This window comes from Rickettsia endosymbiont of Gonocerus acuteangulatus (genome assembly GCF_964026435.1).
Classification (GTDB): Bacteria; Pseudomonadota; Alphaproteobacteria; order Rickettsiales; family Rickettsiaceae; genus Rickettsia.
Map to the genome: position 1 here is coordinate 495430 of NZ_OZ032147.1, position 14484 is coordinate 509913.

Here is a 14484-nt window from a genome sequence, read left to right on the forward strand (position 1 = left end):
TGACACTAGTATCTTGCCATGTAATTATTGCTTGTTCTGTTCTTAGAATAGTCAAATTTAATTACATATACTAACTCTTTCTCATGTCCTTCCATTAACTCAACAGAAGAAATATCAAATTCATATGTTCTTTTGTTGGTTATGATAGTCATGTTGGTACGAATATATTTTTCAAGAGGTTTTATAAATAAACGATTACCAATAGGAGTTAGTTTCCATGCATAGGCATCTCCAAGAATAATATTTTGAACTTCTTCATTCTTAGCAAATTCTATATGTGCTTGAAAACCGAAATGCAGTGTTAATAAATAAACTTCATTAGGATTATATATATATGTTTGTATCCTATTATCCCTAGTTATAGATAAATCATCCAAATAATTATTGCTGATATTACTACATGGATCATTTTCTAAAAGTGGACAGTCAGCATTAGCTATTAAGCCACTTAGGTATATAAAAATTAAAAAACAAAATCTAACTATTATCATCGTCTACCCTATATCCGTTAACTTGAAATCCTACAGGATTTATATCAAGCTCTGAATCTGTTAATTGCATTGGTACGTAAGCATAACTTACTACTGCTATTTTATTATAAACTGTTTGATTTCCTGTTGTTTCATTTACGGAAAATCTAACTATATACTTGTCTGAGGCAATTTTTGACCATGACTTTACTACTAAATAAGTTGTATTATTTTCCTGATACTTTAAACTTGGATCGTTGTTCTTATCTCTTATATACCCAAGATAACCATAAAAAACATTACTCGTTGAAAGTAATCTTATAGTAGTGCGTGCCAAAGTAGTGAAATCAACAAAATTATATGTTTCTCTTGCATTTATGTATTTTTTTATAAAATATCTTGTAAGAGACTCATCTGCAGTAAGCACTGGTGATGAAATAGGCTCTACTACTGATGCACGACCGGTAGTGTCATCAAATTGAATGACAAAAGGATCAAACTGTTTAGATTTTACTACAAAAGCTATTACTAAAGTAGATATTACCATAAAAATTGATAATATTATCAGTAATATTATTAACAAGTTACGTTGAACAATCAGCTTATCAGCACGTTCTTCATACCAATTTTGAGTTATCTTTAGCGGATTTGCTTGGCTTTGCTCGCTCTTTGCATCATTTTGTGCTTTATCACTTGATTTAAAGAAGCCGAATATATTATCTAACATACTTCTATTGTTATATTAAACGGTTACTAGCGAAATAAGTGTCATTGATATATTTATGCTATATCTATTATAGAATTAACCGGTCTTCTTACACAAGGATTCATATTTAACTCTGCTTCATCATTAATTTCAGCTGCAACACACGGGCTTTTAATTTCGTAAGGTGCTGAGGGTGTACATGATAATAATTGTGAAAGCATAATTAATAATACCCCAAACTTGAATAATTTTAACATCTTAAATATATAATAGTGGTTTATTTTATTACTTGTTTAAATTAACTTAGTATATAATTGTTCACAAGCATTTTTTACAAAAATTTATTTTAAGTGTAAAAAAATATTAAAAAGATTGTAAACAGTGTTATATAACAATAATATTGATACAATATTATTACCATCAATAATTATTATTGTATAATTTAAATTTATAAATTATTTATTTTAATTTTAAAATTAAGTAGTATTTTGGTATTGTAGCAACAATATAAAGTTATTTTATAACTTAAATAATCTTAAATTAACAAATGATAATTATATTAAAATAATTATGCTAAGGTTATGGGAATAAAAAATACTCATCAATTACTAGATAATTATGGATCCAGTACTTAGTGCCGTACAAGAATATGTTAAATCCGGCAAATATTTTAGTGATGCAAGAAAATGGTACAGCTTTAAATATGTAGTGCCGTTAAGTAGTAGGTCTCTTTTACTTTTAGCATGTGTAACATTTACGTTATTGCTTACTATAATTTGTATAAATATTGATTTATTATTACCTATAAAAGAAAAAATAAGTTACTTGATAAAATCTAGTACCGAAAAACAAGCTACTATTACTAACACTAAAGAATCTGCATTACGCGATCCTTATGCTTCTGTTGCTAATATTATGCTCAAAAATTATGTGCTACAGCGAGAAGAATATAATTGTGATTTATTAAAACAACAATTTATCTTTATTAAAAATAGTTCTACAAGTATTGTTTATATGCAATTTGCTAATTTTATGAATATTGATAACCCACTATCACCGGTTATGCGATATCAAAAATTATATAGGCGTTCAATTAGTATAACATCAATTCAAAATATAAATAATAACGAAGTAATTGTTACTTTTGAGTCATTAGCTAAAAATAGTGCAGGGGAAGTTTTAGAAAATATGTTATGGGAAGCAAAAATAGGTTATATAATGGATTCTATTGTTGCAAATCTTCCGCCTAATGCTCCATTTAACTTTACTGTTACCAGTTATAAGCTAAAATTATTAAAAGATAAAAACCAGAAATAATATGAAGCGATTAATAATATTTTTTACAATAATATTTTTTACATTAAATATATTTGCTATTAGAGAGTCAAGACCTTTGGGGCAAGATTCTCGTTTAAGAGTTATGGTTTATAACCCTGATGATGTTTTCAAATTTACAGGATATTACGGCTATCAAGCAAGCATAGAGCTTGCAAGAGATGAAGAAATAGTGAGTATCTCTATGGGTGATACTACCTCCTGGCAAATAGTACCTGCAGGTCATAGAATTTTTATTAAACCGATGGAGCAGGATGCTACCACTAATATGACCTTAATTACTAATAAACGAACATATTTCTTTGAACTATACGCTGCTGAGACTCTTGATATGCGTGATCCAGAAATGGTTTTTAACGTCAAGTTCCTCTATCCTGATGATGAAAATGATAATGCTGGTGGTCACATGCAAACTTATATTGTCTCTTCAGCAACCCCTGATCTTAATCATCCAGAAAAATATAACTTCAACTATTATATTAGCGGTAGTGAAGAAATAGCTCCTATTAAAATTTTTGACGATGGCGAATTTACCTATCTACAATTTAGAGATAAAAATTCTGAAATTCCTGGTATTTTTGCTGTAGATGATTCACTACGTGAATCTTTAGTAAATTATCGTCTTGCTCCAGATAACCCTAATTTAGTTATTCTTGAACAAGTATTCCCAAAACTTGCCGTACGTAAAGGTAAAAAGATTACTTGTATATTCAATGAATCTTTTAGAGCATACTGATACTAAGATAGAACTTGAAAAATTGGCTGCGTCGTCTTTGTAAGTCCTCGGCTGCTCACGTATTAAGTATACGCTCCGCACCTCGGCTTACAGTCTCCTTGCTCTTTTTCAAGTTGATATTCGTATTATTCTTCACTTAATTATATACTCATGTCCCACTTAATATATTTTTTTGCTTTAATATTACTTACTTCTGGTTTGTTTATAATGCTTACAAGTCATAATTATATTCATAAAGTTATTGGGCTTGGGGTTTTTCAAAGTTCAGTATTAGTTTTCTATTTAGCTTTGGGTAAAGTTAAAACAGGCATTGTGCCTATTATGCAAGAAGGCGTAACTACCTATACCAGCCCATTGCCTCACGTATTGATGCTAACAGCTATAGTAGTGGGCTTTGCAACACTTAGCGTAGCTCTAAGTTTCATATATCAAATTTATAAACATTTTGGTACAATATCGGAAAACGAAATTAGTTTTGATAAATAGATATGTTTCTAGTATGTTATTTGTAACCACCTGTCATCCCGTGGCTTGTCCACGGGATCCAGCATAAAGCGAGATAAAATCGAGTTTTTAATTTTAAAAATTTGCTGTATTTATACTTTTTTACTGGATCCCGTGGACAAGCCACGGGATGACGCCGATTTGAATAAAAACCCATGATCCTAGCTAAACATTTTCCTATCTTACAAATATTATTCCCATTTGCAGGTGCATTACTTGCGACGACATTTTTTCGTTTTATTTTATTAACTCGAATCATTACTATCTGCTGTATTTTAACAAGTTTTGTAATTAGTATTTATGGATATTTTATTGTAAAAAATACTGAGATTTCTTATGTGATGGGAGGGTGGGCTTCCTCTATCGGGATTGAGTATTATTTAAACTCTTTAAATCAAGCTATTATTATTTACCTTAATTTGGTTTTATTATTTTTTCTAATTTTTTGCTACAATATCACTAACCAAACTATTCTAAAATATATTAACCGCAATAGAAGAGCTTTATTTTACGCCATATTGTTGTTTGCTCATATGGGTTATTTAGGAATGGTTAGTACTAATGATTTCTTTAATTTATATGTATTTATAGAGATTTCAGCACTTAGTAGCTATGTTTTGATAGCTAGCGGTGGTAATCATAAATCCTTAATCGGTGCTCTTGATTATTTAATAATGGGTAGCATTGGGGTAACTTTAATTCTTATAGCCATAGGCTTTCTGCTAAGCATTACAGGTAGTTTAAATATGTTGGATGTAGCTGGTTTACAAAAATATTCTAATTCAAATATAGTAACTTTATCTATAGGATTTTTCTTAATAGGGGTTATTTTAAAAACTGCTTTTTTCCCTATGCATTTTTGGATGATGAGAGCTTATAGCAGTACCGCTTCAGTGATTCTAGTATATATGGCAGGAATCTCGACCATAATAGGCGTATATATAATATATAAATTTACCTATCTCATTATAAATTATGAAATGATTGAACTAGCAATTAACAATTTTATAAGACCGATTGCTTTATTGACGCTTATCATAGCTCCTTATTTTGCTTATAAAGCTGAGAATTTTAAGAAAATTATAGTATATTCGTGTATTACTCAAATAGGCTATGTATTTTTGTTATATGTTACCGATAGCGGTATGAAAATTTTGCCATGTTTATTGATTATAGATAGCATAAATAAAATAGCTCTTTTTCTAATTGCTGCTTATAAAGAAGCATATTCGAAAAAACCGAACCAAGTTTTAGTAATAATAGCTGTAATTTGTAGCAGCGGCTTGCCAATCAGTCCATTATTTTTTATTAAGGTAAGTATTCTAGAATTATTATTAAAACAAAATCTATTATTAGATTTTATAATAATTTTACTAAGCTCAGTAGGATCGTTATTTTATCATTATAAGATGGTGAAACTTTTATTTTTGCAAAAGCAAGAATCAACTTAAGAAAAGAAAAAGCTTTTGATGTTATTACTTGTATAAGCCGAGAGGTATCTTCGGTGTCATCCCGTGGCTTGACCACGGGATCCAGTATAAAGCGAGAGAAATCGAGCTTTTAATTTTAAAAACTTGTTATATTTATGTTTATCTTATTGGATACCGTGGTCAAGCCATGGTATGACACTGAAGATGCTTTTCGAGCCACGTAACAACGCCGGAAAAGCTAACTAGATGACACAATAAACTTCTGAGATTGCCACACCTTGGTTAGGCATCTTCTCGTAATGACGTTGATAACTAATAAAAACATAATAACATGTTAGCACAATTTACCACTCCGAATCTTTTGATTCTATCAACTTTACTAGTTGGTATGCTGAATTTAACTAGTCCGTTTGTGACTAAAGAAGATAGTTTTACACGTAATTTTTTACTTATTGCTATCGGGATTTTTTTCTTTAGTAATGTTCTAATTATTGATTGGGTATTTTTAAAAGGTGTAAGGGCAGGGTTTAAGTTCCATATTTTCGGTAACTATTTTATAGGCTTTCATCTCGAACCTTTAGGGCTGATCTTCTTAAGCTTGATTAGCTTTTTATGGATTTGCTCGCTGCTTTATACTCCAAAATATCTTGCTATTAATAATATAGAAAACTCTTCAAGGTTTTTATTTTTCTTCAATTTGACTATTCTTATTGGCATTTTAATTGCCCTATCTAGCAATTTATTTACGATGTTTATTTGTTATGAGCTTTTAACAATTTCTACGGCTTTTTTAATAGGGCATACTAAAAATAACATAGTGCTTACGGGATTATATAAATATTTAAAAATTTTGATGATTACCGGAATTATGCTATTTTTGCCGGTTATTATAATCATTTATGCTAAAATAGGTAATGGGGATTTCGTAAGTAAAGGGCTAATGCTAGAGCATTTTTCTAAAAATCAGTCTATTCTTTTATTACTAATGTTTATTTTCGGTATTGCAAAGACAGCGATTTTTCCAGTACATTTATGGCTTCCTGCGGCAATGGTTGCACATTATCCTATCAGTAGTTTACTGCATGCAGTGATAGTAGTAAAAACCGGTTTATTTTGTATTTACAAAATTTTGGTATATATATTCGGTTTGTCTTATTTACAAGAAATATTTGGAGCGTTTAACTGGTTGATTTTTATCCCAATAGTAAGTATTTTTTATAGCCCATTTAAAGCTTTCGGAACGGATAACATCAAGAAAATACTTGCCTATTCCACCATGAACCAATTAGGCATAGCATTGCTTAGTGCTTTTATGCTAACGCCTAAGTCCTTAGCCGCTGCAACTCTGCATTTAGTATCGCATTCTTTTACAAAGATTTGTTTATTTTATAGTATGGGAAGTATTTATAGCCTAAAGAAAGCCAATCAAGTGCAGGATTTAACAGGTACTTCAAAAGAATTTCCATTGATTTCTTTTATGATATTAATATCATCATTATCGTTGATCGGTATTCCGGTTTTAAGCGGCTTCATAAGTAAATTCTCGATTTTATTGGCTGCAGCCGAGCAGAATCAGTTTATTGTAATGGGTGTTATAATAATTAGTAGTATATTCTCAAGCCTATATCTTATCAAAATATTAGGGTTTATTTATAAATCTTCTTCTAATGAAACCTCAAATATAGCAAAACAGCTTCCATATTCTATGCAAATAAGTATTATGATCTGCTGTGCTGCTGTAATATTCTTTTATTTCATCCAAATTCTAATCAAGAAGTTTTTAGGATATATTTAAATTTATCCTTTTCTGTACAAAAGTGTTGCATCGCCATAGCTAAAAAAACGCATTTGTTCTTCTATAGCGTATTTATATAGTTCGTGCATTTCTTTAAAGCCAGCAAAAGCACAGACTAGCATAAATAAAGTAGATTTTGGGAAGTGAAAATTAGTAAGCAACATGTCGACTATATGAAATTTAAATCCTGGAGTTATAAAGATATCAGTTTCAAATTCGCCAGAATTTAAATTACCATTTATAGCAGAGCTTTCAAGAGTTTTAAGGCTTGTAGTGCCGACTGCTATAATACGTCTTTTTTCTTGTTTAGCCTTATTTATAATTGCAGAGGTTTCAGGAGTAATAGAGCAATATTCCGTATGCATTTTATGCTCGTTAATATTCTCGGTTTTAACTGGCATAAAAGTTCCTGCTCCGACATGTAGAGTTACAAACGCCACTTGCACGCCTTTTTCTTTAAGCTTATTTATTATATCGTTTGTGAAATGTAAGCCTGCCGTTGGTGCAGCAACTGAACCTTGAATATTGCTATAAACTGTTTGATAACGTTCATCATCGCTTTTTTGTGTTTCAGGACGTTTAATATAAAGTGGTAATGGCATTTCGCCATATTTATCTAAAAACTCAAACACCGAAATGTTAGCAAGTTCAAATTTAATTTTAATCTCACCCATTTCGAGCTTTTCGGTGATAATTATTTTATGATCATCAAAATAAAACTCATCGCCTACCTTTAGCTTACGTGCAGGTTTTGCAAAAGCTGACCAATAGTCAATTGATTTAAGCCTGCCTACATCGTCGCTCGTCACTATATCCTTAAGTTTTTGATTTAAGTTTATGGTGATATTTTTGTCTAAATTTAACTTGGCTTTAATCACTTTACTGTTATTAAAAACTAATAGATCTCCTGCTTTTAAATAATCAACAATATTGTAAAATTTGGTTTTAACATATTGCTCTGTAGAAGCAATTAATAAATTTGACTCATCACGTTTGCTTACTGGATTTTGAGCGATTAGCTCTAAAGGTAAGTCAAAGTCAAAATCGGATAATTTCATGAGATTTATATTAAAGATTTAGAAAAATTATCATTCATTTGTTAAGAAAGAACAGATTAAAGTAGATAAATTTTAGTGTGGTGGAGGCAAGTATAGTAAACTGATTTGAACGCATGTAGCAGGTTGTTCGTCGTCTATTATAGGCTCTACCCTCACGCCTGTCACAAAATTCAACTGAGTTTACTATAGTACGATTTGCTAACCTCAGGCACAAAAAGACAGTATATAAATGATGCTTTTTTTATGCAACAAAATTCACAAGCAGGATAAAAATTTTAGGGGTGGGGGAAGTTGAGCTTTTAGTTAACTTATATCATAATGTGTTATTATTAACCCAAAGTCTCAACTTCTAATCCCCATTTTTCATTTTCCAAATATTCAACAATATTAGCTATTATTTTAGTAGGCAGGCGTGATATATGCATTTCATTATTATCAATTTTAGGTATTAATTTTTTGCATACCCCTGCAGCAGTAAAAAAATTATTTTTAATAAAGTCTTCTATTTTATTTTGTAAAGGTTTAAAATTCTCAGTTTTTTCTACTGTTAAATACTCTTTAAATAATTTTTTATAAATTTTAACCGCCCAAATCATTTTAATAGTATTATTTGGATTATTTTTATTCAAAATTAAATTTAATTCTTTTACTAACTTATTATTGTAACTATTGATTGCTTCTATCATAAATTGTTTTTCTTTTGCAAGTTTTAAAATGTCTATGATAACTTCTGGCGATGTTTTAGGTATAAGCAATTCACAAATTTTTTTATCTCCATTGAGAGTAACCCAAGTGAAAGCTGTAAAACCAAACCACGAAAAGTTAGTACTCTCACAATTAATAGCCTCATAAAACATTTTAGGAATTAAAGCCTCGCAAACCTTTTTTAAACTATTACGCACAGCAAAAATTAGAGCTGTATCGCGTTCATGATTAGCCTGATTAATAGCCTGCTCGGTCATTTTAGGAATTAAAGCCTCACAAACCTTTTCTAAGCCATAAGCTGCAGCAAAAGTTAAAACTGTCCAGCCGTCGTCAACTTTGCTTAATTCGGCTGTGTCCATATGTACAATTAAGTTTTGTGCTTCTGCTTCATTTCTTGCTTCTATTGCCTCTATTAACTTCTCATGTGATTTTTTTGGAGTTTGAAACCAGCTAAACAACCAACTAAACATAATTATATCCTTATTAAATTCTATAAATTTTAATATTTTGTTAAAATATATAAATTAGATAATAAGAAGAAGTTTTAAGAATACAACAGAAATTTAACCAAAAATTAGCATAAGAACAATGACCGCTCTGTAGCCCTACGTTTTACCGAGCCTTGTAGGGTAACACCGCCTTTAGCTTTTACCCATCGCAGCAACTCATCAGCGGCGTTTGAGTATTCGCCTCGGTTAGGCGTTGCCTGCGTGAATCGAGAGTCGTCTGAGCTATGCGAATCAAATGAGCGTGGCAATCCAGAAAAAATAATAAAAAATACTAATTTTATTAGTATTGAAAATACTATAAGTAAGTAGAACAGAACCTATTTAAAATAATAAGATTTTAATAGGTAATGATGAACAGAAAATATAGACACTTATCTCGAGAAGAGAGATATGAGATAAAAAGACAAAACTTACGCTATGTTATAGCAAATATGCTAAAAACTCTTATTACACAGCAATGTTTTATAGTGAAGCACTTCATAATATCCCTTAATTCATGGGCATTATATCAAACATAGCGTAAGTTTTGAAGAATGTATGACCTAGGAGTCAGTATTAATAAGATAGCACAACATCTTACGAGGTCTAAAAGCACTATTAGTATGGAGCTAAAAAGAAATAAGGTAAAAGATAAGTATATGCCTTGTGTTGCTCAGGAAAAATATGAAAACAGGATGTATCAGCAAGAGTTATTAAAAATAGAAAAGAACCCTATGTTGTTAGATTATATTAAAAATGCTATGATTCGCAAGAAATGGTCGCCGGATGCTATAGCCGGAAAGTTAAAACTAGACAAAAATACAGCTTTGTGTATCAGTACAGAAAGTATATATAGATTTGTTTACACTTCTGCAGTAGCAGCTAAATTAAAGTTATATAGCTATTTACCTTCTAAAAGATATAAAAGGCAAGAAAGAGGGAAGAGGCGTCAAAGGATCATTATACCACAAAGGATCTCAATACATCAGCGTGATGCAATAGCTACGAAAAAGGTAGAAGTAGGGAATTTTGAGGCAGATCTTACATTTCATAAAGGTAATCAAAGTATGAATATTGGTGCACTGGTGGATAAAAAGAGTCAAAAGATTATTTTAGTGCTGAATAACTCCAAGAGAGCTACAACAGTTACCAATGGTTTTTTAAGAAAGATAAAAACTCTTCCAAATAGTGTGAGAAAGACTATTACTATGGATAATGGCAAAGAGTTTGTGGGGCATGTTGCCTATAGACTATCTGGGTTTCAAACTTTCTTTTGTGATCCATACCGCCCTAGACAAAAAGCATTAGTGGAAAAAATGAATTCTATGATTCATAGAATTTTACCTAAAAATACAGATATTACTACCGTTACACAAAGAGGTCTTGACAATGTTGCTGAGATTTTAAATAACATGCCAAGAAAGATTTTTGGTTATAAAACCCCCAATGAAATTTGGGCAGAAAATTTATAGGTTTTGTTCTACTTAGTCCTTGCATTTTCACTATAAAGAAGCATATAACCGGTAAAGGTAACGCTACTAAATATGCGGTGTTAAATGCTATTAAGCAGAAAGGATTTGAGCCTAGAGATAATAACGAAGCCGATAGCTTGGCATTGCTTGATTATGTTTTAAGTAAGTATGGAAAAGAATAGCTTATGAGCTGATTATTTTTTTATACTGTTTCAATATTAAAATTAAGTATTTTGGAACATATAAGGAACATATGTTTTTTTAGAAGATTTAAGAAAGGCTAAAACCCTTGTAGGAACTGGTGGAGGCAAAGGGAATCGAACCCTTGACCCTCTGCGTGCAAAGCAGATGCTCTACCCCTGAGCTATGCCCCCAATATGTGACTTATTATATAAGTTACTGAAGTGGAATTGTTATATTTGTAAGTAATTAAATCAAACTAAGCTAAATTTTTGACTAAGTTCCAAGGTAACACTTGCCCATTATTTCCTAATACCAAGTCTCCGGAAGATTTGATTTCTGCAGCTAAAAAAGAAGAACCTTGTTGAGGGATATATTTTGATGGTATAATCTCTTCGCCTTTATAAAAATGTACTTTAGCTAATTCCCTAGCGGTTGGGTTGTTTTTAGAAGCAGTTTTTGCTTTAGACATAGCTTAATAATTTTTTTACTTAAATTAGATTTTTGTAGAATATAATTTTTTTTTGCCAGATTGTCAATAGTTGCTTAGCTTAAAAGATATATTATTTTGAAATTAGACTTCGTTTTTTAATGTCTAATGTCATTCCCGCGGAGGCGGGAATCCAGTGTAAAGCGAGATTTTAATTTTAAAAACTCACTGTATTGATGCTTATTTTTCTGGATTCCCGCCTCCGCGGGAATGACATAGGATAGAGTATAATTATTTCTTAGCTTCGTTATTTGCAGCTGGAGGTAACATAATTTTTAAATCAGCTTTAGCTTCTAAATCGCTAATATATTTTTTTAGTATTTCTGCTGCTAATACATTATCGATAGTCATTTTAGCTTCTTCTTTAGTTGGGATAGGTACAGGTTTTTTCTCAAGAACCTTAATGATATGCCAACCATAGTCAGTTTTTACTGGTGTTGAAACTTCGTTTACTTTTAAAGCAAAGGCTTTCTTTTCAAACTCAGGTACTAACTGTCCTGGTTGATTTAATAAAATGTAACCGATTACACCACCATTTGTAGCTGAAGCTTTATCAAGAGAAGATTCTCCAGCAAGTTTAGCAAAATCTGCACCTTTGTTTAATTTATTTTTTAAATCATTAGCTTCTTTTTCAGATTTTACTAAAATATGAGCAACTTTTATTTGTTCTTTACCTTTTAGGCTAGTTACATATTTATTATATTCATCATCAAACATCTTATCAGTAAGATTAGATTTTACATAATTTTCTAATAATTCTTTTTGAGCCAATTGATTTTTTGCATTTTCAAGCTTTTCTTGGAATTCTTTAGAAGAGGTGATGTTTGACTTCTCAACTTCTTTCTTTAATAAAATATTATTAACATAAATTCTTATCAATTTATCTTGATCCTGTGGTGGGAAATCGTCAAAATTTTTGATAGTTTCACCTGAAGGAAGATTAAGTTGTGGTTTAAATTCTTTCATTATTTGTGATTCTCTTACTTCACCCCCTGTGTAAGTAGCAACTACTCTGTCTGCATTATCTGCAAAAGCTATACTAGAAAGCATACTAACGGATAAAAGTACAATTGATAGTTTTTTCATTATTTATGACTCATAATTTGTTAAATATAAGTTTAAATCCTATAAAAATAATAAATACCCGTCAACAGCTATTTTATAATATTTATTTATTAATAATTATTTACGGATTATTCTGAAAATACTATAAGTAAGTAGAACAGAACCTATTTAAAATAATAAGATTTTAAATAGGTAATGATGAACAGAAAATATAGACACTTATCTCGAGAAGAGAGATATGAGATAAAAAGAATGTATGACCTAGGAGTCAGTATTAATAAGATAGCACAACATCTTACGAGGTCTAAAAGCACTATTAGTATGGAGCTAAAAAGAAATAAGGTAAAAGATAAGTATATGTCTTGTGTTGCTCAGGAAAAATATGAAAACAGGATGTATCAGCAAGAGTTATTAAAAATAGAAAAGAACCCTATGTTGTTAGATTATACAAAACTTACGCTATGTTTGATATAATTCCTATAAATTAAAGGATATTATAAAGTGATGCACTGTAAAAACATAGCTTTGTAGTAAGGGTTTTTAGCATATTTGCTATAACATAGCGTAAGTTTTGTATATTAAAAATGCTATGATTCGCAAGAAATGGTCGCCGGATTGCTATAGCCGGAAAGTTAAAACTAGACAAAAATACAGCTTTGTGTATCAGTATAGAAAGTATATATAGATTTGTTTACACTTCTGCAGTAGCAGCTAAATTAAAGTTATATAGCTATTTACCTTCTAAAAGATATAAAAGGCAAGAAAGAGGGAAGAGGCGTCAAAGGATCATTATACCACAAAGGATCTCAATACATCAGCGTGATGCAATAGCTACGAAAAAGGTAGAAGTAGGGAATTTTGAGGCAGATCTTACATTTCAAAACTTACTCTATGTTTGGTTCTAAATATCGTAAAGATGGAGAACGCAGCTGTTGTTGCATATAGTCATCTAAAAGCCCTAACTTTATTTGGTAAACCGTTTTACCGATTGTATTTGCAGTCCTTTTGAGAAATGCCCAAACTAAAAATGCACAACTAATATGATTACGTTGAATACGCTGTTTCCTGCATTGACAACGTTCTATCCCAGTAAGTTGCTTAATTTCTCTGTGCATGCTCTCAATTACCCATCGAAAGCCACACTCATCTTGTGCAGCTTTAGAAGATTTTTGAGTTTTGTTATTGGTAACAACATACTCAACTCTGTTGGTAGGAACAGTAAATTTAAACAAATTAACATGCTTATTTTTAGCAAAGCCTTTTATATGAATCTCTACTCCATGCCTGATCTCTTCATCTGAAAATGTCAACTCTTTTACAGCTTTATAAGGTTTAGAATCGTGTGTTTTACTAACGTTTCTATTGGCTTTAATAGGGGCATAATAATATTTCCCCAGAGAGTCAACATGTTGCATAATTTTGTGTGTAGAATACCATGTGTCAAAAAGTACTGTTTGAAAAGGAATCTTCTTGCTATAAACAGCATTATTTAACATGTTTAATAGGTGTTCTAGTTTTGTTGCTCCATCATGATCAGGTGCAAAAATTCGATAATCTATTACCCAAAACTTATTAATATCAGGGTTATAATATACCAGACTCACTACTCCTATACCTTTAGTAACTCTACCTGTAGCTCCACTGTACTGCGATCTTGCAATTTCTATTTGCTTCGTATTCCTTTTATTTAAAACCGTATCATCAAATATTGTATATCCATTAGATGAAAAAATAACATCATTCTTGATGTGTTCCCATAACAAAGAAGGTGTATATTTTTCATTCCTTAAAAATCTATTAATAACATCATGACTACATTTCTTTGCATGTTCAGCGTAGTAGGTTAAACTATAATTCTTTTGGCTAACTATTAAAAATTGACAATAATCTGTCCTATTAATTGGTATTGCTTGCAACTTTATCCTCTTTGACATGTTTAATTATTTTTACAATAATTTATCACTTTTTTACTCATAGCGTAAGTTTTGAATAAAAAAGTTACAAAATTATTAAGCCTTAGAAGCAAAGCGTTTTCATGAGGTGTTAAAGG

Annotated in this window: 19 protein-coding genes and 1 tRNA gene; 10 read left to right on the forward strand and 10 right to left on the reverse strand. The window is 30.7% G+C overall.

Going from position 1 to position 14484, the window contains the following annotated elements; genetic code table 11:
- Positions 1-5 precede the first annotated feature (5 nt).
- From AAGD55_RS03105 to AAGD55_RS03115, 3 genes are read right to left on the reverse strand one after another with little or no spacing between them, the layout of a single operon-like run.
- Complete coding sequence (locus tag AAGD55_RS03105) at positions 6-491, reverse strand: TrbG/VirB9 family P-type conjugative transfer protein (protein WP_011477674.1); 486 nt, start codon at positions 489-491, stop codon at positions 6-8.
- A complete protein-coding gene (locus AAGD55_RS03110) occupies positions 478-1197 on the reverse strand; it encodes a virB8 family protein (protein WP_341792106.1) in 720 nt (239 codons plus the stop codon). The genes AAGD55_RS03105 and AAGD55_RS03110 overlap by 14 nt, the downstream gene beginning before the upstream one ends.
- Positions 1198-1250: 53 nt before the next feature.
- Positions 1251-1433 carry a DUF2706 domain-containing protein gene (locus AAGD55_RS03115; protein ID WP_041804700.1) on the reverse strand — a complete coding sequence of 61 codons (183 nt, stop codon included), beginning with the start codon at positions 1431-1433 and terminating at the stop codon, positions 1251-1253.
- Between the two features lie 361 nt (positions 1434-1794).
- On the opposite strand from AAGD55_RS03115, the gene AAGD55_RS03120 reads away from it, so the two are divergent.
- The 5 genes from AAGD55_RS03120 (at position 1795) to AAGD55_RS03140 (ending at position 6976) form a co-directional block, all read left to right on the forward strand.
- The gene (locus AAGD55_RS03120; RefSeq protein WP_341792107.1) at positions 1795-2493 is read left to right on the forward strand and encodes a VirB8/TrbF family protein; all 699 of its coding nucleotides are present in this window, start codon (positions 1795-1797) and stop codon (positions 2491-2493) included.
- 1 nt (position 2494) lies between these two features.
- Entirely contained in the window at positions 2495-3247 is a 753-nt protein-coding gene (virB9, locus tag AAGD55_RS03125; RefSeq protein ID WP_341792108.1) for a P-type conjugative transfer protein VirB9, read from the forward strand.
- 150 nt (positions 3248-3397) lie between these two features.
- Entirely contained in the window at positions 3398-3733 is a 336-nt protein-coding gene (locus tag AAGD55_RS03130; RefSeq protein ID WP_341792109.1) for a Na+/H+ antiporter subunit C, read from the forward strand.
- Between the two features lie 173 nt (positions 3734-3906).
- Positions 3907-5202 (forward strand): proton-conducting transporter membrane subunit, encoded by a 1296-nt coding sequence (locus AAGD55_RS03135; RefSeq protein WP_341792110.1) that lies wholly within the window; start codon positions 3907-3909, stop codon positions 5200-5202.
- A gap of 310 nt (positions 5203-5512) precedes the next feature.
- Positions 5513-6976, forward strand: a complete 1464-nt coding sequence (locus AAGD55_RS03140) for a proton-conducting transporter membrane subunit (protein WP_341792111.1) — start codon at positions 5513-5515, stop codon at positions 6974-6976.
- A gap of 2 nt (positions 6977-6978) precedes the next feature.
- Here the strand turns inward: AAGD55_RS03140 and queA are convergent, their stop codons facing one another.
- The 3 genes from queA to AAGD55_RS12325 form a co-directional block, all read right to left on the reverse strand.
- On the reverse strand, positions 6979-8034 hold the full coding sequence (gene queA / locus AAGD55_RS03145; RefSeq protein WP_341792112.1) for a tRNA preQ1(34) S-adenosylmethionine ribosyltransferase-isomerase QueA: 1056 nt from the start codon (positions 8032-8034) through the stop codon (positions 6979-6981).
- A gap of 329 nt (positions 8035-8363) precedes the next feature.
- On the reverse strand, positions 8364-9209 hold the full coding sequence (locus AAGD55_RS03150; protein ID WP_341792113.1) for an ankyrin repeat domain-containing protein: 846 nt from the start codon (positions 9207-9209) through the stop codon (positions 8364-8366).
- 104 nt (positions 9210-9313) lie between these two features.
- Positions 9314-9496 (reverse strand): glycoside hydrolase family protein, encoded by a 183-nt coding sequence (locus AAGD55_RS12325; protein WP_410526112.1) that lies wholly within the window; start codon positions 9494-9496, stop codon positions 9314-9316.
- A gap of 99 nt (positions 9497-9595) precedes the next feature.
- Between AAGD55_RS12325 and AAGD55_RS03155 the strand changes: the two genes are divergently transcribed.
- From AAGD55_RS03155 to AAGD55_RS03165, 3 genes are read left to right on the forward strand one after another with little or no spacing between them, the layout of a single operon-like run.
- Complete coding sequence (locus tag AAGD55_RS03155) at positions 9596-9766, forward strand: hypothetical protein (RefSeq protein WP_341792114.1); 171 nt, start codon at positions 9596-9598, stop codon at positions 9764-9766.
- Positions 9767-9781: 15 nt separating this feature from the next.
- Entirely contained in the window at positions 9782-10699 is a 918-nt protein-coding gene (locus AAGD55_RS03160) for an IS30 family transposase (protein WP_341792115.1), read from the forward strand.
- Positions 10681-10881: a hypothetical protein gene (locus AAGD55_RS03165; protein WP_341792116.1), complete on the forward strand. Its 201-nt coding sequence runs from the start codon at positions 10681-10683 to the stop codon at positions 10879-10881. The genes AAGD55_RS03160 and AAGD55_RS03165 overlap by 19 nt, the downstream gene beginning before the upstream one ends.
- Positions 10882-10998: 117 nt before the next feature.
- Here AAGD55_RS03165 and AAGD55_RS03170 read toward each other — a convergent pair.
- From AAGD55_RS03170 to AAGD55_RS03180, 3 genes are all read right to left on the reverse strand, one after another.
- Positions 10999-11073: transfer RNA gene (locus AAGD55_RS03170), tRNA-Ala, on the reverse strand.
- 65 nt (positions 11074-11138) lie between these two features.
- Entirely contained in the window at positions 11139-11351 is a 213-nt protein-coding gene (locus AAGD55_RS03175) for a hypothetical protein (RefSeq protein WP_341792117.1), read from the reverse strand.
- A gap of 249 nt (positions 11352-11600) precedes the next feature.
- Positions 11601-12455, reverse strand: coding sequence for a peptidylprolyl isomerase (locus tag AAGD55_RS03180; RefSeq protein ID WP_341792118.1), 855 nt, complete (start codon positions 12453-12455; stop codon positions 11601-11603).
- Between the two features lie 174 nt (positions 12456-12629).
- On the opposite strand from AAGD55_RS03180, the gene AAGD55_RS03185 reads away from it, so the two are divergent.
- The gene (locus AAGD55_RS03185) at positions 12630-12908 is read left to right on the forward strand and encodes a helix-turn-helix domain-containing protein (RefSeq protein WP_341792119.1); all 279 of its coding nucleotides are present in this window, start codon (positions 12630-12632) and stop codon (positions 12906-12908) included.
- Between the two features lie 182 nt (positions 12909-13090).
- Positions 13091-13339 carry a hypothetical protein gene (locus AAGD55_RS03190; RefSeq protein ID WP_341792120.1) on the forward strand — a complete coding sequence of 83 codons (249 nt, stop codon included), beginning with the start codon at positions 13091-13093 and terminating at the stop codon, positions 13337-13339.
- On the opposite strand, the gene AAGD55_RS03195 is transcribed toward AAGD55_RS03190, so the two are convergent.
- Positions 13319-14368 (reverse strand): transposase, encoded by a 1050-nt coding sequence (locus tag AAGD55_RS03195; RefSeq protein ID WP_341792121.1) that lies wholly within the window; start codon positions 14366-14368, stop codon positions 13319-13321. The two genes, AAGD55_RS03190 and AAGD55_RS03195, sit on opposite strands and share 21 nt — an antisense overlap.
- Positions 14369-14484 lie beyond the last annotated feature (116 nt).

Excerpts from the sequence above, each read along its gene's own strand:
- AAGD55_RS03105 (WP_011477674.1), bottom strand. The coding sequence starts at position 491 with ATGATAATAGTTAGATTTTGTTTTTTAATTTTTATATACCTAAGTGGC.
- AAGD55_RS03110 (WP_341792106.1), bottom strand. The coding sequence starts at position 1,197 with ATGTTAGATAATATATTCGGCTTCTTTAAATCAAGTGATAAAGCACAA.
- AAGD55_RS03115 (WP_041804700.1), bottom strand. The coding sequence starts at position 1,433 with ATGTTAAAATTATTCAAGTTTGGGGTATTATTAATTATGCTTTCACAA.
- AAGD55_RS03120 (WP_341792107.1), top strand. The coding sequence starts at position 1,795 with ATGGATCCAGTACTTAGTGCCGTACAAGAATATGTTAAATCCGGCAAA.
- virB9 (WP_341792108.1), top strand. The coding sequence starts at position 2,495 with ATGAAGCGATTAATAATATTTTTTACAATAATATTTTTTACATTAAAT.
- AAGD55_RS03130 (WP_341792109.1), top strand. The coding sequence starts at position 3,398 with ATGTCCCACTTAATATATTTTTTTGCTTTAATATTACTTACTTCTGGT.
- AAGD55_RS03135 (WP_341792110.1), top strand. The coding sequence starts at position 3,907 with ATGATCCTAGCTAAACATTTTCCTATCTTACAAATATTATTCCCATTT.
- AAGD55_RS03140 (WP_341792111.1), top strand. The coding sequence starts at position 5,513 with ATGTTAGCACAATTTACCACTCCGAATCTTTTGATTCTATCAACTTTA.
- queA (WP_341792112.1), bottom strand. The coding sequence starts at position 8,034 with ATGAAATTATCCGATTTTGACTTTGACTTACCTTTAGAGCTAATCGCT.
- AAGD55_RS03150 (WP_341792113.1), bottom strand. The coding sequence starts at position 9,209 with ATGTTTAGTTGGTTGTTTAGCTGGTTTCAAACTCCAAAAAAATCACAT.
- AAGD55_RS03155 (WP_341792114.1), top strand. The coding sequence starts at position 9,596 with ATGATGAACAGAAAATATAGACACTTATCTCGAGAAGAGAGATATGAG.
- AAGD55_RS03160 (WP_341792115.1), top strand. The coding sequence starts at position 9,782 with ATGTATGACCTAGGAGTCAGTATTAATAAGATAGCACAACATCTTACG.
- AAGD55_RS03175 (WP_341792117.1), bottom strand. The coding sequence starts at position 11,351 with ATGTCTAAAGCAAAAACTGCTTCTAAAAACAACCCAACCGCTAGGGAA.
- AAGD55_RS03180 (WP_341792118.1), bottom strand. The coding sequence starts at position 12,455 with ATGAAAAAACTATCAATTGTACTTTTATCCGTTAGTATGCTTTCTAGT.
- AAGD55_RS03185 (WP_341792119.1), top strand. The coding sequence starts at position 12,630 with ATGATGAACAGAAAATATAGACACTTATCTCGAGAAGAGAGATATGAG.
- AAGD55_RS03195 (WP_341792121.1), bottom strand. The coding sequence starts at position 14,368 with ATGTCAAAGAGGATAAAGTTGCAAGCAATACCAATTAATAGGACAGAT.